The following is a 21,101-nucleotide window of genomic DNA, read 5'->3' as shown; positions in this document are numbered from 1 at the left end:
GTTTAAAAACTTTAAATCATGAAAAAATATATTTGCTTTACGATAATTATTTTATTTTTTGGCAGTTGCCATCTTCACAGGAAAGCAGAAAGCAGTGAGACGTCTGGGATAAAAGCCGACACCATTACTTTTTCAGATCAGGCCAGAAACAGAAAAATTCCTGTGGCATTATATAATCCCGGATCGGGAAATCATGAGATTGTTATTTTCAGCCATGGCTATGGACAAAATAAAGGTGGAGATTATTTAGCTTATTCATACCTGACTAATTTTCTGGCTTCGAAAGGATATTTTGTGGCCAGCATACAGCATGAACTGCCGACGGATGAATTGATCCCATCAACAGGAGTTCCTCAAATTGTAAGGAGACCTTTCTGGGAATGGGGTGCAGACAATATTTTATTTGTTATCAATCAGTTAAAGAAAAATTATCCCAATCTTAACTTTAATAAGATTACATTAATAGGGCATTCCAACGGTGCAGATATGACGGCATTGTTTCCTCAGAAATATCCTAATGTTGTCCATAAAATTATCACTTTAGACAATCGCAGGATGGTTTTTCCAAGAGATAATAATCTTAAAATATATACATTACGGTCGAGCGATCAGCCTGCTGATGACGGGGTAATACCAACAGGTCCGGACATCAAAAAGTCTGGGATAACTATCATAAAACTATCAGATGTAAAGCATGATGATATGGACGATCACGCTAATGCTGAACAAAGGAAAGAAATTCAAGAATATGTATTGAGATTTTTGAATGATTAAAAACTAATGATAACCATTAAAATATTAAAAATGAAACATCTATGGACTTTATTAATTGCAGTATTCGTATTGACACATTGCAGTGATCAAAAAAAGTACGGCAGCGACCGAAAATGAGAAATTGATTCAACAGTATTTTAAGCATTTCAATAACCACGACTGGAGAAAAATGGCAGATATGTACACCGAAACTGCCGAATTTAAGGATCCAAGCCTGGGAAAGAGTATTGTGAAACAATCAAGGCAGCAGGTCATTGATAAATATACAGCTTTAAGCCAGATGTTTCCTGATGTGAAAGATAAAGTGTTACAAACCTACAATTCGGGAGATAATCATATTATTGTTGAATTTATTTCAACCGGTACAGCACCGGATAACACGAAATTTGAATTGCCGATCTGTACAATTTTCACTATTGAAAATGGAAAAATCACAAAGGACTTTACCTATTTTGATAATTTCGAATAAATAAAAATAAGATAGTTTTCATTTAAACAGATTATATAGGCCCTCGAGAATCTTTCTCGGGGGGATTTTTATTAATAATAAATTTTAAAAAAAGCTTGATGTTCATTTAAAACGCTGTTTCGTTCATTTCATTTTGTCAATAGCCCATTTGCACAAGTTTCTATGGTTGTTGCCTCATCTGCTTATTGATATTTGCAGAAGAAAAAGGACTGAGTCGTTTTTTTTATAAAAGGTTGATTTGCATTTAGATTTAAAATTAAAATACAATTAATAAAAAACGATTCGCAACCAAAATCTATCCATAGTTTCTAATTATTAAATTTAAAATATGAAAAATTTTTTTAAAAAAGCAAGGGTTATTTTTCCTTTGGTTTTTATACTTCTGGGAATGAATATGAAAGCGCAAACCTCTGAAGACAAACTTCTTGGCAAATGGATCAACGAAGAAAAAACGAGAGTTGTAGAATTCGTTAAGAACGGGAATTATTATGATGCCATTATCCGAAAAGCAGAAGATGCAAGTTTAATCGGTAAAAAACAGATAAGCGGGCTGAAACCTTCAGGAAAAGGCAGCTATACAAATGGAACAGTCTATATCATAAAAAAAGGAAAAACGGCCTCGTGTTCCGCCCAGATTGTAAAAGATGGGCTGCTAAGCATTAAAGCTTCTTATGGTATGATGTCAAAAACTCAGGCGTGGACGAGATTATAGATCAATGAAAAAGTCGCTTTTAATACTATTTGTCTTATTGTCTTGCCTTTCTGTCAAAAGCCAGGTCGTATTTAACTCTTTTCAGGAAGTACGGGATTATGCCGACAAGCACAGTGCTTCCATACGTATTTCTGAAGCGCAGCAGGAAGTAAATGCCATTCGGGAGAAACAGTCAAAGTCGTTTCTGTATCCATCTGTCAATGCATCGGCTGGATTTAATGACAATATTACTTTGCAGCCTACGCTGGTTCCCGCAAGACTTTTTAATCCCAATGCTCCGGAAGGAAGCTTTGAAGAAATGAAATTTGGTAAAACTTATCTTTACACAACTTCAATACAGGCCCAATGGAATGTTCTTGACTTTCAAAAGATCTTTGCCATTAAAACATCAGAATTTCAGTCAGAAGCGGGAAAACTGAATACGGAAATCAATCGGTTCAACACCTACAATCAGCTGGCTTCTGTGTATTATTCTATATTACTGGCTCAGAAATCGCTTGAAATTGATGAAAAAAATGCGAATGTTACTAAAATAATGTTGCATAATGCCTCGGAAAAATACCAGAAAGGCATCATCAGCGAATCTGATCTCAACCGTGTTTCAATACAACACCTGCAAAATGAAAAGAAAATTAAAACTACAGAAAGCAACCTGGATCAACTTTACCGCCAATTGCAGGGCATTCTCGACCTCCGCGAAGAAATTCAGATATCAGATTTCGGAACTGATGAGGATCATATTATTAATCCTGATTTTCAAGCTGTTCATCCGGAAATCCTTTTTCAGGAAAAACAGATCGATATTTCAAAGTCACTTGTAAAACAGAGCGAAGCGATGCGATACCCGACGTTAGGATTGGTTTATCAGTATAATTATAATTGGGCGACGGATCATTTTATGGATTTCTCAAATGTTAATAGTCTTCCTCAACAATTTTTTGGAGTTAAACTAAATCTGCCTCTTTTCAATGGATTTTCTATAAACCGGAAAATTAAAGAATCACAAACTGAACTGAAAATCCAGCAGATGCAACTGGAAAACACGAAGATTGTAAAAGATAAAGAAGATGAGATACTTAAGATTCAGTACGATCAGTCTGTCGCGGATCTTGAAAAAAACTACGGAGATATTGCAATTGCAGGAGCAAAACGATATTCACACGCAAAATAAATATGAAAGCGGAATCATCAGTCTGGATGAACGTCTTGACCGGTATTCTGATCTTCTGTCTGCGCAGTATGATTATCTCCGGAGCCTTTCTGATTTTTCTTTAGCAAAATATAAGATCTACCTGCGTACAATAGATTTTCATAAACCATAGCACACATTATGATAAACAAAATAAAAATAATAAGCCTTTTCTTATTGGCAGTAATGCTTGTTTCCTGTACCAAAACGGAAAAAACTTCATCGGTAAGAAAGAATATTGAAGATGCGGTTTTTGCAAGCGGATACATAGAAAAGGAAGATGAATATATGATTTCGGCCAGGATCAGTGGAAATATAGTAAACATTCCGATCAAAGAAGGTGAAATACTGACTGACAATAGCCTGATTGCAACTATTGAAAGCAATGTGCAGACAGAGCAGCTGAAAGATGCAGAAGCGGTTTACTCACAATCTAAGGAAAATGCATCCGGAAGTTCCCCGCAACTGCTCCAGATTCAATCACAGATCGACCAAGCTCAACATCAGGTGGCTCAGGATAGAATAAACTTTCAGCGATACCAGGAACTCAGAGTAAAAAATTCTGTTTCACAGCTGGATCTTGAAAAGGCGCAGCTTCAGTATCAGTCTTCACAGAATAATTTAGTTGCACTTCAAAAAAATTATCTGGATACAAAAAACGCTCTTGATCTTTCGAAGAGAAGAAGTGCAATAGGCGTAAATCAGCAACAGGATATTTTAAAAGATTATACCATCCGTTCCGCAGGAAATGGTGAAGTCCTGAATGTTTTTAAAAAGAAAGGTGAACTGGTAAAACAGGGTGAAAATATGGCAAGGATCGGCCGTGGAGATTTTAAACTAAAGCTCTATGTTTCGGAAGATGATATTGCTAAAGTGAGAACAGGACAAAAGGCGGCCATTCACCTCAACACATATCCAGATCAGGATTTTACGGCAACAATCGTTAAAATCTTACCAGCTTTTGATGAGACAGAACAATCATACATTGTGGAAGCAAAATTTGACAAAACCCCGGAAACTGTTTTTTCCGGTACCCAGCTTCAGGCAAATATAGAAACATCAAAACGAAAGAATGTATTGGTGATTCCCACTTCATATATTTCCAAAGGAAAATTTGTGACCCTGGAGAATAATGAGCAAAGACAGGTCATTACCGGTTCAAAAGATAATGAGTGGACAGAGATTCGCAGCGGCATATCCGAAAACGATATTCTTATAAAACCTAAAGATTAACGTGATGAATACGAATAGGAAAATATCCTGGGTACATCTCTCATCCAAGGTCAAACAGCTTCTTGTAGCTGTGCTGAGCGTGACGTTCGGGATATCGATGTACATTTTCATGAACAGCTTTATGTCCGGTGTCAATAGTGCCCAGACACAAATAACTTTTACTTCCATGTCGCATATCAGGATCTACAATGACCTTCCGACTGATGTGCGTCAGATCCTGCAGACAAAAGATAAAAACACTTTAGTAATCGTAAATAACGCCAAAAATATACGATATACGGAAGGGATAAAAAACACGGAGCCTATCAAAGAATCTGTTTCCGGGCTGAAAGAAATCTCCGCAATAACGGAACAGCTCAACCAGAATATTTTTATCAGAAATGGGGTTACGAAGATTAATGCATCTCTTTCCGGAGTAGATGTGGAAAATGAAGATCGGCTGTTCCATACATCGGACTATATGCAACAGGGCAGTTTTTATGATCTTGAAAAACGTGCTGACGGAATTATTCTGGGTTATAAGCTGGCTCAAAATCTTGGAGTGGGAATGGACGATAATATCACAGTGCTTACTTCCGATGGGATGTCCAGAATTTTTAAGATCATCGGGATTATGGAGACAGGATCTGCCAGTGTGGATAAAACCAGAGCAATCATTTCCATCCGCACAGCGAGACAGCTTTTCTCCAAGAACAGAAGTTATGCGACAGATATTCTCATCAATATTGATGATTACAACAAGTCTAAAGAAACTTCAAAAAAAATAGCGGCAATGACCGATTATAAAGTTGAGGCATGGCAGGAAGGCAATGCACAGCTGGATTCTGCAAATGTTCTCCGTAATATTCTGGCAGTAGCTGTTTCTTTCACCATCTTAATTGTAGCGGGCTTCGGAATTTATAATATTATGAATATGACGGTTAATGAAAAGATTAAAGAAATCGCTATTCTGAAAGCAATGGGTTTTAATGGTAGCGATATCGTCGAGATCTTTTTAACGCAATCCATTATTATAGGCCTTATCGGTGGGTTTACAGGTCTTGCCTTCGGATATGTTGTTTCTATGATCGTGGATCAGATTCCTTTCAAAATTGGCTCTTTCACGACTTTGCCGATAGATTACAGCCCAACGGATTATGTTTTGGCTTTTTTATTCGGTCTGTTGATAACAGCTATTGCCGGATATCTGCCCGCCAGAAACGCATCGAAAATAGATCCTGTAGCAATTTTAAGAGGATGATGAAAACAAATAATCAGAAAGATAATGAGAACGGCAGTTTAGTTTACATCAAACTATTTGTGATTGTATTGATCCTGATTTTTTACGCAGAACTATATCGGGAATATTATAACTGCAAAACATATTGGCAGGAGACGTTTTGCTACTATTGCTATCTGTTTCATAATTAATCCAAAAAACTTTGCCGGGTTACTTAAATCAACATAATTTTTATGAGTACACGAAATTTCAAAAACTTTACAAACAGGCCGTCCAGAAACAGCAAAAGGATTAGTAATACGACTACTGAAAATACCATTAAAAATCTATTGATAATCATTAAACTACTGATACTGTTTATTGTTATTACGATCACCGAGATTTTAATTATCACATTTTTTTTATGAATGGAAAATTCAAAATGACCCATTAATCTTTTAATATGAAAGCATTATCAGTTAACCATATCAATAAATATTTTTACGAACCGGAAAAATTCAAGGTTTTAAAGGATGTCACTTTTAACGTTGAAAAGGGCGAATTTGTTGCTGTGGTAGGAAAATCAGGTTCGGGAAAATCTACCTTATTATATCTTCTTTCCACGATGGATACAGATTATGAAGGCCAGATTTCAATAAATAATACTTTAGTGACGGGGCTGAAGCAGAATCAGCTTTCCGCTTTCCGTAATGAGCATATAGGCTTTGTTTTTCAGTTCCATTATCTTTTGCCTGAATTTTCGGTGCTGGATAATGTGATGCTTCCCGCACTGAAACTGAAAAAACATTCAAAGCAAGAAATTGAACACAAAGCGATGGAACTTCTCAGCTTACTGGATATAAAAGGGCACGAACATAAAAAGGCTTCAAAAATCTCAGGCGGGCAGCAACAGCGCGTGGCAATTGCAAGAGCATTGATCAATGATCCGGCGATTATCATGGGTGATGAGCCAACCGGAAATCTGGATTCTAAAAACACAAAAATTGTTTTCGAAATATTCCGGGAACTCGCAAAAGAAAAAGGACAGACAATCGTAGCAGTGACCCACGATGATGAGTTTGCGGCCAATTGCGACCGTATTATAGAAATGGCGGACGGAAAAATTATCATTTAATAATCACATAGGGAAGTCTGTAAGGGGTAGCAATTTTTAAACAAAAAAGAAAAAGATGAATCATAGTAGAATATATAAAGGATTATTACTATTGCTGGCCGTATTTTTTAATGATAAAATTTACGCTCAGGAAGGAAAGCCGGATCTGTTTGGAATAAGTTATGGTTCTGATAAAATAAAGAATGATTCTGCCAAAGGAAAAATAAAAGATATTGATGCTTTTCTGAATTTTCCGATTTACCGTGATGAGAAAAGAACAGCGGGCGGAAGGCTTCAATTCAAATCGAGAAGCATTTCCGGTCTTGATCCGGCACTCTCTAAAGATCTTTACGGTGCAGATATTTTCGTTTTCTGGCAGTTAAAAATAAAACAAAAATATAAGCTTTATCTCTTCGCACAGGTTGGCGCTTATTCTGATTTTAAGGATGTCAGTGAAGAAGATTTCCGTTATTCTTTTGGTGCAAGATATACCATTCAGCATAATGACCATCTTAAGACAGGGTGGGGGATTTCCTACAACAGGCAGTTCTACGGACATCAATTGAATCCGTTTATATCCGTTGATTATCAAATTACACCAAAGTTACAGCTCGCAGGCCTTCTTCCGATCCGTCCAAAGCTGATCTATACCATTAATGATCAACTTTCGTGGACCAACGAAATAGTTGCGGGCGCAGGAAGTTACAGGCTTTCGGCAAACGAAGAGAACAGCCGTTTTATAAGGATAAACAATTGGTATGGAATGAGCAGTCTGGAATATAAATTGGCAGGACATCATAAGTTTTCACTGGGAATTGGATATGATTTTATCAATAACTTCAAGCTTTATGAAGATACCGCGGATAATAACTGGAGTATTTTCACTTTCGATCTTCGTCAAAAGTCAGAACCCATTCGGGAAATCAGATCCAGGGGATTGAGATTTAATATCGGATATAGCTTTGGGCTGTAGATAAATGTTATAACAAGCTTAATCTTCAGTAAATCTTTACTAGATTTGAATAGAAATTAAGATGATTAAATGTCCATGATCAGATAAATTTAAAAAATCTTTTGCATGAAAAAAAGGATACATATCATACTCCCTATAGCACTGGCCATCATTTTGCCGGGTCTTAATTTCTTTTCCATTTCGGAGACTTCTAATGTTCAGCCTGACGGATTTGCAGAGAAATGGCTGTATGCATCTATTGTATTGTATATTCTCTGGTATATTTTACAGGCAGTTTCCAATATCAAAACCAAATATAGAAATCTGGTCACTACAGGAATTGTTGCATCCTTTGTCGTTATTGTTTATGCTGTTTTTGCTTTGTTAATATTTAAAATTCCCAATGCCATTAAATGGGTATTTATTGTTAAATTATTTTTTTGCCGCGGTATTGTTTTTCATCATTCAATTTGCTCTGAAGGCCAATGAAAGCATTTCAAAACTTCAGCTGGAAAAAGAGCAGATTCTGCTTGAAAACTACAAAGTCCAGCTTCAGGAACTCAGGACAAAGGTAGATCCTCATTTTCTTTTCAATTCTTTCAATACCTTGCGTACAATGATCAGGAATCATCATCCTTCATCAGAAAAGTTTGTCATGAGCCTTTCCAATTTTTACAGGCTGACACTTTCTTTAAACAATACCTCAACCACATCGCTTAAAGATGAGATTGATGTCCTGAAATCCTATTTTTTCTTGATGCAGACCAGAAATGAAGGTGCCATCAAAGTATCGATCGATGTTGAAGAAAGTCTTTTGCAGAAACAGATTCCTACACTAAGCCTTCAGATCCTGGCAGAAAATTGTTTTAAACATAACAGGATTTCTTCATCAAAGCCGCTGGAAATCAATATTTATACCGATAATAATTATATTTTTATCAAAAATAACAGATTGCCGAAACTTACAGTTGCCGAAATTTCCGGATTCGGACTTGAAAATATAGCACAGCGTTATGCCTTATTAAAAATTTCTGATGGAATTTTGAAAAGCTCGGATGAAGAGAAATTTGAAGTAAAATTAAAACTGATTTAATTATGAATGTTTTGTTGGTGGAAGACGAGCATCATACTGCCCGATTGTTGCAGGAAGTCATAGAAAGTGACAGGGATTTTATTGTTATTAAGACTTTGGAATCTATTTCCGAAACAGTTTCATATCTTTCAAAGTATGCTCAGAATATAGATCTGATGTTTCTTGACATCCATTTGTCAGACGGACACAGCTTTGAAATATTCCGGCATATCGATATCAATATCCCGGTTATATTCTGTACAGCATACGATGAATATGCGCTTAAGGCCATCAGAAACAATGGGATAGAATATATTCTTAAGCCTTTTGAAGATGAGGAAATACTGAATGCGCTTCATAAATTCCGGCAACTGGCCGGACGTTTCAAAACACAATTGTCCTTTGAAATTCCGGGAGAAAAGCCCAAAACCCAAGTTTATCAGGAAAGTTTTCTCGCACAACAGAAAGACCGGACAATTGTGGTTTTAACGGAAAATATTGCGATGTTTGCCATAGAGGAAGATATTGTTTATCTATACACATTCGATAGAAAACGATACCCTGTTTTCAAAAATATGGAATACATCGCCAACGTCTGTGATCCTCATGTTTTTTTCAGGATCAACCGGCAAATGCTCATCAACAGAAATACGATTCTTACCATTCAGCCTTACTTTAACAGGAAAGTTATTTTGGAGCTTACCATTAAACCTGAAAATCAAATAATAGTCAGCCGCCTTAAGGTCACCGCTTTCAAAGAGTGGCTTGAACATGGAAGATAATTTATTAAGTTTGGAAAACAGTGTTATAACTTCAATATTTACTAATTCCAAATCCCTTTGATTTTAACAGGATGTTTTTAATTTAAAAGCTGCCCTCAATCGTGGACAGCTCATTCGTTATGAAATGTAATGCCAAATACCTTCTAAAAATAGCATATATCTTGCCGGCTGATATTCTCCATATGAAAATAGATAAATGGAATCATTGTTTTTTAAATAATGAATTTCTAAACCTTCTTCGGATGTATATTTTTCAATAAATCCTGTGTTTACGTTAAATTTGTCTTCTTTAATGATGATATCAAAGCTTTCTTCATCTATTTCTTTTTTTAAATCCCGCAGCGGTTTATTGTAAAAATCAATCAATTTGATTTTATGATTTTCAATTTCAAAAACTTCCTGTAAACATTTTTCCTCATCACCATCAAATAGTTTTTGTCTGGTTATTTCGATTTTTTTAAGCATGTTTTTTTAGATTATTATACTTTTCAATTGCTATTATTATTTTTCGGGCATTTTATCATAATCAAAAATTCCTCCGAATGAATCACTTAATTTTTGTGCATACTCATCATGTTCTAAATCAAAATTTTTAGCAGCGATTGCTCCTAAGGAATATTTTTCATATAATTCCTTCTCTGAAAAAACAACATTATTTTTTACTACTTCCTCAAGAATGTCAACTAACTGACTATATATTGAATGGTAGATCTGAATTTGAGGAGACATTTTTAGTAATTCCTCTGTTTTAGATATAGCTTGGTTTAAAATTTCTCTATAATATTCTTTTGTTCTATTATTATTTAGTCTAGTGTACATTTTCTATTTTTTTAATTAAATTGACTTTTCGGTATATAAATTTGGCTGCCGCCTCCTTTTGTAAAAATAGGTATTTTGTTGCCATCTTTATCTATTTTTGACCATGTATCATTTATTTCAGCAGATGTACTTTTTAAACCTTCTGCATCTTTTGGAAATTTCTTTATTTCTCTGGCATGTCCCAGTATTAAAATAAACCGCTAAATACATCTTGTAGTTTTCTGCCAAAAATTTCTGATCGCAGTCAAAGTTTTTTATAGCTATAGCACCTATAGAATATCTCTCATATATTTCATTTTCAGATAACCTAATATTATTACTTATTGTGTTTTTTATATCATTAATTTGATTATATATTGATTTATAAATTGGGACTTGGGGATATTTATCCGCAAAATTCTTAGATTCAACACTTAATTCGTTTAGCAAATTTTTGTATTCTTTTTGTGTAGTTACTTCTTTGTAATTCATTTTTAAAATTGTGATTTAGGTATATATATTTGTATTCCTCCGCCTTTTGTATAAATAGGTATTTCGTTACCATATATTCTGTTGCTATTAATTTCTTGTATGCTTCTTAACAAAAAATTTGCAAAGTCAGGAGACTTTTGCGGAGCTAGGGTTAAAAAGTTGTTAGGAGCCAAAAGTTGTTTTTATATAGATTCTTTTATAGAAGATAGTTAACAACAAAAATGAAACATTATTACCTCCATGAATTCATTTCATAATTAGAAAAATTTACTTTCATATCCTCTATTCTATCTTTAAGAGCTATAATGCCTTTGCATAAGTAATTTTCTTTTTCATATTCGTCCAAAGTGTAAATTATATCAAACCCTGGGTTTGGTTTAGGAATTGGAACAGATAGTTTAATATCATTTTCTTCTTCAAAGACATAATATTCCCAGTCTTTTTTTTCTAGTACTTTCTTGTTATTCATAATTTTAATTAATTTTTGGTAGAGATTTAGCAGAGATTGTTTTTACAGGATTGTAAGCTACCCAATTCATAAGTATATTCAAAAATTAATTGAAAAGGTGTTTCTTTAAAATCTATTGTTACGAATGGAAAAACATCTATTACCTCATCCGAGTTTTCAATATTTGTATTGTTCTCTTTATTGATTTAAACGTAAATTGAGTAACTGCTGATGGTGCATAAATTATTCTTTTTGTTTTCATTTATTAGCACTTTAAGTTATCTGTAAGTTAATTTTTACATTCAGACATATTCAAGTAAATGAAAGAAAATAAACTAAAGATATACTATTCAGTTTTGGTAGTGGTTATTAAGTCATAATAAATACAAGAATATTTTACCAGTCTATTTCACCATTTTCACGCATATTATGTTCTATTACAGATAACCTGTGACCTAAATTAAATAAATCTGAAGTTGTATATTTAGAAACTCCTATTTTGCAAAATATTACTTCATCATCTATAACTTCTACAATTCTAAAATCAGTCTCATTAAAATTGTTATGCTGTTCAATTGCTTTTTCTAAAACTTCTGAATACATTACCATTACTTCAAAAGTTATTTCATTTTTATTTGGCTCCATTTATCAATATTATTTTTACGTTTGGAAACATTTCGTTAAACTGTTGTATTATTCCTGTACAAGAGATACAATATGGGTTTTCTGATACTATTTTTATTTCCCCTACTATTTCAAGGTATTTACCTCCTTTTTTTGCGCCTAAATCTTTGGCTAATTTATTTAACATTCTATACTCACTATCAGTAATTCGTAACCATTCTTTTCCTTTATTACCTTCTACTTTTATTGCATTAAAGATGTGAATTTCATTTTCAGCAACATCTAAAGGTACACTTCTCCATAACCGATTATCTACTACTTTACCATTTATTTGGCCCTCTATATATCCATAATTACCTCCTCTTAAGTTATTAGCAGCTCTATGGTCTTTTATTCTTTTTGCTGCTTGTAAGATTTCTTCTTCGGTCCCTTGAGTCACGAGTCCTATATCCTCTGTTTCCCCCAGTAAACTCTTTACCTTCGCCACATCATTCTCCGCAATTGCTTTTTCAAGTTCAGCGACTAGTTTTTCATCTTTGGCTAAAGTTCTTGCTTCTTCAAAAGCATTTTTCACCGCAAGCAGTTCTTCGGGGTTTAATCCCGTTTCTTTTATTACTTTAGCTAATTTTAGCTCGGCTATAAAGCTATCAAATGTAACAATTCCTTTCCGAATAGCAAATACTGCTCTGGCTAACAATTCGCCTGCCTGAGGAAGCCCGGGGATTGTAGCATAAGTAAGCTGTCGGGCTTTTACAAAACCGTCCAATATTTTTTTCTCCTGAGCCTGTATTTTGGCCTGTCTTACAATATTTTGCTGCACTCTTTCCTCAAGACCTTCAATTTTAGCCAAATCACTTTCAAGTCTGTTTATTGCTTTTGTGGCATCCTCTGCTTCATTAAAAGCTTTTCCGGCTGCGGCAATGGGTTTTGCAGATTTTAATACAGCTCCCAATGCTGCTGCATCTAACGCAACTCCTGCAATGGCAACGACTACCCAAACCAAACTCGGATCATCGGAGAGTAAACCTACATCATGAAATTCTTTATTGTCTTTATATTCTTTTATTGTGTCGTAAGCAACATCAATACTGACTGCTAAAGACAACGCACCACCCGCAATGACTACCGGAGTAGCTGCACCCCAGGTCACCACGATAAGCGCAAGTGCAAAAATACCTTCACAAATAGCCAACAGTATTTCTAAACTTTTTAAACGGTCATATTTTGCAGTAATAATACGATCATAAATACTTCCTTTTTCAATATGTTGCTTTTCGTAAGAAGCTTTAAATAAATTATCAAGCTCATAAATATGCTCGGGATTCTCTGTGATATTATTGATTACACTATTTACTTTTTCGTTTTGTGAAGTGATGTATTCATTCAAAAATGCTTTTAAATCCGTTTTATTACTAATTTCTGCAAACTCTTCTTTATCGAAATCAGGGTCATTAACCAATGGTGTCTGACTGGAAAGTAAGCTTATCGATTTATTAGCATTGTTTATTTTAGATTGTCCAAGACTATATTCCTGTTGATCAGTATAAGATATTCCATGTTCAAGAACCTTTTTCGAATTACTTTTGATTGATTTTCCTGTTTCATAATCTTCCTGAGCCCCCGACTTTATAATGCTTTGTGACAGATGGTCCAAGAAAGTAATGTTACTTAATTTTTTTTCTTCCTGGTACAAAGTATGTTTGTAATGTTGTAGCATTTCAATACCAATGCGAACGGTTTCGGTTTCAAAGGCACTTTCGTAACGTCTAATATAATCTTCAAATTCTTTAATACTGTCAAAACCATTGGCCTTCATTGCTTCAGTAAGCTCCTTTTCTTTAAATGAATACATTGGATTGTCTACAATAAGAGGTTCTTTAATAGTACCTACATTGGTAGTCGGAGAAATACCGAGATATTTAATATATTGATCATACAATTTTTCTAAACCATAAAGTTTAGTTTTCACAGTTTCTAATTCATCGCGGTTTTTAAGGTTTTTGTCCCGTTCTTTGATATATGCTTTCAGCGACTCTTCAATAGCCGTTAAATCGCTTGTTTCCTGTGAAACTTTACTTTTATAATCGGCCATTTCTTCCTCCGATAATTGCTTTAACAAATCAAGGATACGGGTATTTTGAATGTAATCTGCAGTACTTGCCGGATTCCGGATAAATTCTTTTTTATCAGGTGATAATGCTTCTGTTTCTTTTTCTATGGTATGTTCTTTAGACGATATTCTGTAATTTACAGATCCTCCTTTGGCAACTATATCTTTCACCTTTTCATCAGTAAATTTTGGCTCCCACTTTAGATGGCGGGTCAACTTCATTTGTTGCTCTGCAAAGTGGTTGAGATCTTCATCGGTCTGAATGCGTTTCCCATTAAATTTCTGATTTTTTGCTACAACAATAGGATAAATAACAGAGTCATCATCTATAGAATTATTGGTTTTAGGTTTTTCTGCTGCTGCTGATAAGACAACATCATCCTTTTTGGGTTTTTCATCTTTAATTTTCCCCAACACCTCATCCATTTTCAACAAAGTCTCCCTATTGAAAATTCCTGTTGCAGTAATATTATTCTTCTGCTGAAAATTTATAAGTGCCATCTTCGTTTCCTTCCAAAAAAGAAGATCCGTTTCCCACCGCTTTATAGCCTAATATATTGAGTGCCTTATTGAGAATTAAAACATGTGGGCCTTTTTCTAAAAACTTTATAGTGACTGAACCATTCTCTACCTTTTTAAATGCTCTGTTTCTAAAAAAACCGTACGTTATTTGGGTAACTTCTGTTTTGGCGAGGGAGATGGTAACATCCTGACTGGTAATTTTCTCTTGATTTTCTTCATCCTCTTTATGATGGATATTTTGCGACCCGGAGCGGTTGGCCCTCGGTGCAAATGTTTTTTTATGTCTGCTCATGTTGTTGGTTATTAGGTAAATTCATTATGCTGTACTGAAGCTTATTCTGTTCTCTGGACAAACGGACTGAGTCGGGACTGGTTTTTCCCGAAAGCTTTTTCGTTTTCGATAGTTAAATAAGTACTTAATAATGAATAGGTAATAATAGTCTCATCGCGGTCGTGTAAAGCCATAGCAATGTTTTTCATAATGTTGCGGATATTAGCACCGGTATAAGAATATTCTTTAGCTAAATGTTTTAAAAGATCATCACTTTCAAAGGTTATGTTTTTAGGTAAATAATGCTTCCAAAGCGATTCTCTCGTATTTTCTGCAGGTCTTATTACATTAATAGAAACATCTATCCGGCGCTTAAAAGCATCATCCATATTGTTCTCGAAATTGGAGGCCAGAATAGTTAATCCGTCAAATTTTTCTATTCGTTGCAATAAGTAAGACACTTCCTGGTTGGCATAGCGGTCATGAGCATCTTTTACATCAGAACGTTTTCCAAACAAGGCATCCGCTTCATCAAAAAACAACATACAATTTTTTCCCTGTAGTCTGTTGAACAACACTTCAAGATTTTTCTCCGTTTCACCAATGTATTTGCTGACTACCTGCGAGAGATCTACATGATACATATCGATTCCGTAGGTGTTGGCAAGAATTCCTGCCAGCATCGTTTTTCCTGTTCCCGGCGCACCGTAGAATAAAGCAATGAAGCCTGGTTTAAAGCCGTGTTCACTGTTTTTAAAAAAGCCATTTTCCAAGGCTTTTATATAATTTCCGATAGGTTTTATCTGTTCTCTGACATTATTTTCCAAAATAATATCATCCATTGTTAAATCAGATTTATAAAGCTTTCCCGGAAAGTAAGACCCGTGATCCAGTTGCGGTTTTTTACCTGATAAAAAATAGTTCAGATAAGCGGTATCCAACTCAATTTTTCCATGAATAAACTCTGCTGAAGAGCGGTTATAAACGATGTCGTTTTGTAAAAGTGTACTTCCGTTGATGAGCTGCGCGCTGTAGTGTGACCACAAGGATAAATCTTTCCCGGCCAGCAAAAAAAGTGCGGTCTGGAAAGTTGGTTTAAAACTCCTGTTAAATTTATTGTATTCACCACCGGCTTCAATCGCAAAAGCATTACTGCTTTCCTCTATCTGTACAAATGTTTTTAATATCGACGGATAATGAGCCGAAGCAATCGCCAGTGCTAAAATGACTCTGTCTATTGCTGTAAGTTGGTGGATTTTAATGGTGTTTGAGTAGGGAGATTCATCATCGAAAGTTGGCATTTCCGGTATTTCGTAAGCAGTCTTCAACTCTGATTCATCTTCTAAAAACAGTTCTTTACATCGCATTTCAACAAGCGATTCCAGCCATTTCATTTCTTCATGTAAAGAGTGATGATTTAGATCATCGACCTGAAATGAATGATTAATTTTCTCTGTTTTTTCATTAATTTTTGTTTTCATTAATGATTTTTCATAGTTAATAGAAGACTTCATAATTTTATTTTAAGTGATGCTGTTGAAATGATATTATAGTGCGGGAGGAATACTCCGTAAATTGTGTTTTTGAAATATAAAAACCTGGCCGCATAATAGATTTTATAAGGCGCGATAGTTTGATAAGGAGTTAATTACCAATTGACGAACATGAATTTTTCTTTCCAGGGCAATTTTACGAGGCCAATTCCCCAGCCCAGTTTTTCAAGTAAAATATCCTGTGTTTTTCGTTCCACGGTGAGCGTATAATCATGGTCTGTTACGACGAGTTTACCGGAGCGCTGGAAAAACTCATTCTGCAATAATGCTGCGGACGACTTCTTCATCGGATTCCAGTTGTGCTGAACACTTTCTATGACATTTTGGGCTTGCGTTTTATGCTTGCGTGAAAGTTTAATATGCCTGTTAATCGTTTGATTCATCGGAATATTACATAAGAATTTTTCAAAAGCCATGTCATATTCGGGAGCGTTTGTTGTTCCGGTGGCAATATAATGTAACAAATGTGCACACAATTCAGGATCAGTAAGTTGCTGAGTTTCCGGATCGAAAAGTTCACAATGTTCAAAAAAGGTTTTCATGAACGGATGTATTAAAATAAGTCCTGCGTTCCGGATATATTGACCGTCATTCGCGATGGCATCATCATGGATCGCTGCATTATTCTGATTACTTATTTCTTCAGGAGTTCTTGGGTTTCCATTGTGATCAGGTGTATTCTTTTTACTGCTTTGAATACTTTGAATGCTCTCAAAAATTTCATTTTCTTTTATAAAAGGAAATATCGCGACAACAGTTTTCCAATTTTGATGGTTGTCTTTTACCTTTGACAATCCTGCCGGCTTGGCTTTTAAAATTTGATGTAAAAGATATTCCTGGAGATCGCTGTTTGATGACCGAAAATATTCCGTTAACATATTTAAAACCAGTTGCCAAACCATGATTCTGTCCGGATGATTCAGTTTTGAAATACGGCGGATAATATCATTTTTTAAATTGATCTTTAATTCCTTATTTTCTAAAATAACCAGACATAATTGGGCAATCTGCTCATCAGAAAGCTGATTAATGATCCGATTCTGAACATGCTGTTTAAACAAAACAGAAATTATACTTTTTGAGAAGTTTGCAGCTGAAATAAGCGTGTCGAATGTCTGCGTTTCTAAAAAACCAATGCTTTTCTTATCCGAAGTCCACCAGGGCATATATCCGTTTTCTAAAAAATAAATAAAGGTTTGCACCATTTTTTCCTGATTTTCAACCCAATATGCTTTAGGATCATTTTCTGTTTCCTGTCTGGATGTTTCACCACGTTGAACTGTTTCTGACAATTCTTCTTTAAAAAGCTGAGTAATTTTATCTTTTAATTCGGTATTCAGCGAGCTGTTTTTTACTTCCAGATTCAGTTCCATCCGGGGGGATTTGCAGCGTATGGCCTGCTAATTTCTGCTCTATACCATTGATGTATTTTTCTATTTCCGGGAAAACATCAATAGACAAAAAGCTGTTGATATCATCTTTTATGCAATATGCTTTTTCTTTGTTGTTGACGGTAATTTCAACAAAAACTTTCTGAATGATATGATCCTGCTTCACTTCAAAATAGATTTAATTATGCAATGCTATAGTTTTATTTCTTGTCAAATTCTCCGCCCCAAAAACCAGCAGGACAAAGGCTTAACTTCGATCTTTGTTTTGCGCTCAATCTGCATCCGCAACCTCTGATGAAGCCATCTTTTGGAACATCTACAACTTCCAGAGTTTCAGGATTCATCCATTTCATGGCGTTGCAGTTGTTGCCGTTTTTTAGAGGACAGGCATTACAGATCTCTTCCCGTAAAGAGAAAATAGCTTCTTCATCCTGGTTCGCCATGCCCATTTTTGAACGTAACTCATTGAAATGGCCGCCAATGATTTCATTGCGCTTGCCAAAAAGTGTTTTAATATTCATACGATTTAAGTTTTAAGATTATTGGGGTCAAAATTAGAGGAAGAAAATCCATCTGACTAATTATGAGAGCTCTCCGTTCTGTCTTTGCAGTAAAAACCAAAATCATCCTTTAAGGATTCAGAGCTATAATTTTTAGAAATTGTCTGATTAAAAAGCAATACTTCTTCGTAAAAATTGCAATTGGATTTACTAATACATTTATCGGGGAAAAAAATATTTTTTTCCTGATAAAATTATACTGTATCATTTCACCATGACTAGAATAAGAAAACTTTTTGTTGGAATTATTGTTTTTATTTGAATATTTAAAGTTTTGATTTGTAATGTTTTATAAATTTTATTTTTTTAAATTTTTATAAAGTGTTAAAATTTTATTTACTGCAAAGACAGGTTTGAGGCCCTAAAATATTTGTCTTTTGATGGCGTGTGATTGTATGTTTGCAGCATAATAATAAAGAGCAAAAAATTATGATTGATAATGTACTAACGGTTTTAAAAGATACGCTGAACGTTGCAACTGATTTGCATGATATTGTAGTGGTGGATAACATCGGGAAGCACGAAGACGATACCTCAGGTCTTGACAATAAAGTGGTAATCACTTTAGTAAGTGTTGAGGAAGAATCTACAATGAAAAACGCCTCAAGATATAATCAGGTAAAAGTAGGCAACGTACCGGTTCGCTATGAATTGGAAAGTGCGCCGGCTTATTTGAATTTATATGTAATGATCGCTGCAAACAGGACAAGATATTCAAATGCTTTAATAAATATTTCAAAAATTATCGAGATATTTCAGACAAACAATGTGCTGCAATACAATGATTTAAAGTTCAGAATCGAATTGCATTCCATTCCTTTTGAGCAACTAAGTTATGTCTGGGGGCTGCTGGGCGGAAAAGTAATGCCTTCTGCATTCTATAAAATCAGTGTGATAAAAATTGCAGCGGATACACCACCAATCGATATTGAATTAATTGATGAAGTGGATGTTAAAAGCATCAAAGTCGATTGATCATAAAAACAAAAATAAAAACTAATAACCTTTAACTTAAATTTTTAAAACATGGCAAATCCAACGACGCCAGGCGTTTCCATTGAAGAAATCACTAAGCTTCCCAATTCAGTTACATTGGTAGATACAGCGAAACCGGTATTTATCGGGTACACTGAGCGAATACCTGAAGGCTATAATATTAATGATAATAATAATGAAAAGCTTACAATCAGCTCTCTTTTGGAATATGAAGATAAGTTTGGAAAAGCAAAAAAAGGAAAGTATCCGACTGAAAGATGTAAAAGATAAAGGAACAACCCTTATAGCGCCGGATGCCCAATTTTTAATGTACTATTCGCTTCAGATGTATTTTGCCAATGGCGGAGGTCCATGTTATATTGTTTCAGTAGGAACTTATGATTCTGCATCAGCAGGAGTAGAGTTATCTTCCCTAAAAAACGGACTGAATGTAACCGAAACTATAAAAGCTATTAAAGATCCTGTTCTTATCGTTTTTCCTGATGCAGTATCATTAACAGAATCAGATTTTTATAATCTTTACAAATATACCATAGGAAAATTAGAGACTCAAAACAGATTTGCCATTTTTGATACTTATGAGGGAAATTCTTCAATACTATCAAACAATCTTAACACCATCGGCAACTTTAGAAAAGAAGTAGAGCTCAGCACTCACGCCGCAGCTTATTTTCCTCACTTAACAACCATTCTGAATTATACGTTTGATGAAACGGTGACCCCGATAGTACATACAGGTTTACAAGAACAGGGAGAAACCAGCGCAAGTTTTTATGCAGGTGAAATTGCTGCTTTAGACGAATTAAAAAGGCTGGCCGGTGAAGAGATCTCAAGCCACTCTGCAAATGCTATGGTATTGGCAGATTTATTAAGCCAGGCGATTGCCATCGCAGAAGAAGTTAATGAAAATGCTGACGAAGCATCTGATCAGACAGATCATGCAAAAGCTGATTTAGAAGATGCAATTGAAGAAGCAAAAGCCGTACTGGAAGCAATATATGACGGCACAATTGACGATTTTGTGATACCTGATGATTTAGACGAAGATGCGCCTGTTTTTAGTGGGGAGTTTGAAGCACTAAAAACTGCAATTCTTGCCGTAAAAGATAAAGTAGGAGCAGCAGATGGTTTAACCCTGAAAAATTTACAATCGACCAATTCGGAATTGTACAACCAAATTAAAAAAGAACTCATGTCATCAAAAGTTGTCTTACCTCCATCATCAGCAATGGCAGGAGTATATGGCAGAATAGACAGCACAAGAGGAGTTTGGAAAGCACCTGCCAATGTCAGTCTTAACTATGTTATAGCTCCGACAGAAAAAGTTTCGGATAAAGAGCAATCAGATTTGAATATAAATGATTCGGGATCAATCAATGCCATCAGAACTTTTATCGGAAAAGGAACTTTAGTCTGGGGAGCCAGAACTCTTGATGGAAGAGACAAAATAGAGACTGAAGATAATGTATGGAAATATGTGCATGTACGTCGCTATTGTGATATGATTGAACAGTCGATAAACATTGCCTTGCAAACATTTATCGATGAACCTACCATTCCTTCCACGTATTTACGTGCGAAAACTATGTTGGAAAATTTTCTCAACCAACAATGGATCGAGGGCGCATTAGCTGGAAGTACTCCGAAAGACGCTTACAAAGTAGAGGTTGACGGAACCAAAGATGAAACTACTGATCATAATATTTTGAATGCAAAAATCGAAATAGCATTAGTACGCCCGGCAGAGTTTATCGTATTAAATTTCTCGCACAAACTACAACAATCCTAAAACAATATAATCAATCACGAGTAAACATTCGAAGTTGAACTTCGAGGTATAT

26 protein-coding genes are annotated in these 21,101 nt (G+C 35.0%); 15 read left to right on the top strand and 11 right to left on the bottom strand.

The window, feature by feature from the left end; genetic code table 11:
- The first annotated feature begins 18 nt into the window (after positions 1–18).
- The 12 genes from AAHI02_RS05370 (at position 19) to AAHI02_RS05315 (ending at position 9,495) form a co-directional block, all read left to right on the top strand.
- The gene (locus AAHI02_RS05370; RefSeq protein WP_346985778.1) at positions 19–774 is read left to right on the top strand and encodes an alpha/beta hydrolase; all 756 of its coding nucleotides are present in this window, start codon (positions 19–21) and stop codon (positions 772–774) included.
- A gap of 82 nt (positions 775–856) precedes the next feature.
- On the top strand, positions 857–1,243 hold the full coding sequence (locus AAHI02_RS05365) for a nuclear transport factor 2 family protein (RefSeq protein ID WP_346985777.1): 387 nt from the start codon (positions 857–859) through the stop codon (positions 1,241–1,243).
- 328 nt (positions 1,244–1,571) lie between these two features.
- Positions 1,572–1,955 carry a DUF2147 domain-containing protein gene (locus AAHI02_RS05360; protein WP_346985776.1) on the top strand — a complete coding sequence of 128 codons (384 nt, stop codon included), beginning with the start codon at positions 1,572–1,574 and terminating at the stop codon, positions 1,953–1,955.
- Between the two features lie 4 nt (positions 1,956–1,959).
- Positions 1,960–3,126 carry a TolC family protein gene (locus AAHI02_RS05355; RefSeq protein WP_346985775.1) on the top strand — a complete coding sequence of 389 codons (1,167 nt, stop codon included), beginning with the start codon at positions 1,960–1,962 and terminating at the stop codon, positions 3,124–3,126.
- Positions 3,092–3,277 (top strand): hypothetical protein, encoded by a 186-nt coding sequence (locus AAHI02_RS05350; protein ID WP_346986667.1) that lies wholly within the window; start codon positions 3,092–3,094, stop codon positions 3,275–3,277. Before AAHI02_RS05355 ends, AAHI02_RS05350 begins: the two co-directional genes overlap by 35 nt.
- Before the next feature lie 8 nt (positions 3,278–3,285).
- Positions 3,286–4,377, top strand: coding sequence for an HlyD family efflux transporter periplasmic adaptor subunit (locus AAHI02_RS05345; RefSeq protein ID WP_346985774.1), 1,092 nt, complete (start codon positions 3,286–3,288; stop codon positions 4,375–4,377).
- Positions 4,378–4,381: 4 nt separating this feature from the next.
- Positions 4,382–5,617 carry an FtsX-like permease family protein gene (locus AAHI02_RS05340; protein WP_346985773.1) on the top strand — a complete coding sequence of 412 codons (1,236 nt, stop codon included), beginning with the start codon at positions 4,382–4,384 and terminating at the stop codon, positions 5,615–5,617.
- A gap of 421 nt (positions 5,618–6,038) precedes the next feature.
- Complete coding sequence (locus AAHI02_RS05335; protein WP_346985772.1) at positions 6,039–6,710, top strand: ABC transporter ATP-binding protein; 672 nt, start codon at positions 6,039–6,041, stop codon at positions 6,708–6,710.
- Positions 6,711–6,765: 55 nt separating this feature from the next.
- A complete protein-coding gene (locus tag AAHI02_RS05330) occupies positions 6,766–7,662 on the top strand; it encodes a DUF6268 family outer membrane beta-barrel protein (RefSeq protein ID WP_346985771.1) in 897 nt (298 codons plus the stop codon).
- A gap of 105 nt (positions 7,663–7,767) precedes the next feature.
- The gene (locus tag AAHI02_RS05325; protein ID WP_346985770.1) at positions 7,768–8,130 is read left to right on the top strand and encodes a hypothetical protein; all 363 of its coding nucleotides are present in this window, start codon (positions 7,768–7,770) and stop codon (positions 8,128–8,130) included.
- Positions 8,066–8,734 carry a histidine kinase gene (locus AAHI02_RS05320; protein ID WP_346985769.1) on the top strand — a complete coding sequence of 223 codons (669 nt, stop codon included), beginning with the start codon at positions 8,066–8,068 and terminating at the stop codon, positions 8,732–8,734. Before AAHI02_RS05325 ends, AAHI02_RS05320 begins: the two co-directional genes overlap by 65 nt.
- A 2-nt stretch (positions 8,735–8,736) precedes the next feature.
- A complete protein-coding gene (locus AAHI02_RS05315; protein WP_346985768.1) occupies positions 8,737–9,495 on the top strand; it encodes a LytTR family DNA-binding domain-containing protein in 759 nt (252 codons plus the stop codon).
- 117 nt (positions 9,496–9,612) lie between these two features.
- On the opposite strand, the gene AAHI02_RS05310 is transcribed toward AAHI02_RS05315, so the two are convergent.
- The 11 genes from AAHI02_RS05310 to AAHI02_RS05260 all read right to left on the bottom strand — a co-directional run bounded on the left by AAHI02_RS05310 (position 9,613) and on the right by AAHI02_RS05260 (position 18,225).
- Positions 9,613–9,960 carry a hypothetical protein gene (locus tag AAHI02_RS05310; protein WP_346985767.1) on the bottom strand — a complete coding sequence of 116 codons (348 nt, stop codon included), beginning with the start codon at positions 9,958–9,960 and terminating at the stop codon, positions 9,613–9,615.
- Between the two features lie 36 nt (positions 9,961–9,996).
- Positions 9,997–10,314: an immunity protein Tsi6 family protein gene (locus AAHI02_RS05305; protein ID WP_346985766.1), complete on the bottom strand. Its 318-nt coding sequence runs from the start codon at positions 10,312–10,314 to the stop codon at positions 9,997–9,999.
- 117 nt (positions 10,315–10,431) lie between these two features.
- On the bottom strand, positions 10,432–10,785 hold the full coding sequence (locus AAHI02_RS05300) for a hypothetical protein (protein ID WP_346985765.1): 354 nt from the start codon (positions 10,783–10,785) through the stop codon (positions 10,432–10,434).
- Between the two features lie 232 nt (positions 10,786–11,017).
- On the bottom strand, positions 11,018–11,254 hold the full coding sequence (locus tag AAHI02_RS05295) for a hypothetical protein (protein ID WP_346985764.1): 237 nt from the start codon (positions 11,252–11,254) through the stop codon (positions 11,018–11,020).
- 375 nt (positions 11,255–11,629) lie between these two features.
- Positions 11,630–11,878, bottom strand: a complete 249-nt coding sequence (locus tag AAHI02_RS05290) for a hypothetical protein (protein ID WP_346985763.1) — start codon at positions 11,876–11,878, stop codon at positions 11,630–11,632.
- Positions 11,865–14,393 carry a deaminase domain-containing protein gene (locus AAHI02_RS05285; protein WP_346986593.1) on the bottom strand — a complete coding sequence of 843 codons (2,529 nt, stop codon included), beginning with the start codon at positions 14,391–14,393 and terminating at the stop codon, positions 11,865–11,867. Before AAHI02_RS05285 ends, AAHI02_RS05290 begins: the two co-directional genes overlap by 14 nt.
- 43 nt (positions 14,394–14,436) lie before the next feature.
- Complete coding sequence (locus AAHI02_RS05280; protein ID WP_346985762.1) at positions 14,437–14,781, bottom strand: hypothetical protein; 345 nt, start codon at positions 14,779–14,781, stop codon at positions 14,437–14,439.
- Positions 14,782–14,822: 41 nt separating this feature from the next.
- Positions 14,823–16,241 (bottom strand): ATP-binding protein, encoded by a 1,419-nt coding sequence (locus AAHI02_RS05275; protein WP_346985761.1) that lies wholly within the window; start codon positions 16,239–16,241, stop codon positions 14,823–14,825.
- 167 nt (positions 16,242–16,408) lie between these two features.
- Positions 16,409–17,686, bottom strand: a complete 1,278-nt coding sequence (locus AAHI02_RS05270) for a contractile injection system tape measure protein (protein WP_346985760.1) — start codon at positions 17,684–17,686, stop codon at positions 16,409–16,411.
- The gene (locus tag AAHI02_RS05265) at positions 17,631–17,870 is read right to left on the bottom strand and encodes a hypothetical protein (RefSeq protein WP_346985759.1); all 240 of its coding nucleotides are present in this window, start codon (positions 17,868–17,870) and stop codon (positions 17,631–17,633) included. The genes AAHI02_RS05270 and AAHI02_RS05265 overlap by 56 nt, the downstream gene beginning before the upstream one ends.
- Before the next feature lie 34 nt (positions 17,871–17,904).
- Positions 17,905–18,225, bottom strand: a complete 321-nt coding sequence (locus tag AAHI02_RS05260) for a hypothetical protein (protein ID WP_346985758.1) — start codon at positions 18,223–18,225, stop codon at positions 17,905–17,907.
- 468 nt (positions 18,226–18,693) lie between these two features.
- On the opposite strand from AAHI02_RS05260, the gene AAHI02_RS05255 reads away from it, so the two are divergent.
- From AAHI02_RS05255 to AAHI02_RS05245, 3 genes are read left to right on the top strand one after another with little or no spacing between them, the layout of a single operon-like run.
- Positions 18,694–19,239, top strand: a complete 546-nt coding sequence (locus tag AAHI02_RS05255) for a DUF4255 domain-containing protein (protein ID WP_346985757.1) — start codon at positions 18,694–18,696, stop codon at positions 19,237–19,239.
- Between the two features lie 51 nt (positions 19,240–19,290).
- The gene (locus tag AAHI02_RS05250; RefSeq protein WP_346985756.1) at positions 19,291–19,530 is read left to right on the top strand and encodes a hypothetical protein; all 240 of its coding nucleotides are present in this window, start codon (positions 19,291–19,293) and stop codon (positions 19,528–19,530) included.
- Entirely contained in the window at positions 19,481–21,049 is a 1,569-nt protein-coding gene (locus tag AAHI02_RS05245) for a phage tail sheath C-terminal domain-containing protein (protein WP_346985755.1), read from the top strand. The genes AAHI02_RS05250 and AAHI02_RS05245 overlap by 50 nt, the downstream gene beginning before the upstream one ends.
- The last annotated feature ends 52 nt before the right edge of the window (positions 21,050–21,101 follow it).

This window comes from Chryseobacterium sp. POE27 (assembly GCF_039727685.1).
Taxonomy (GTDB): Bacteria; Bacteroidota; Bacteroidia; order Flavobacteriales; family Weeksellaceae; genus Chryseobacterium.
Note: the sequence above shows the minus strand (reverse complement) of the source record. Positions and strands in the feature narration are given on the sequence as shown.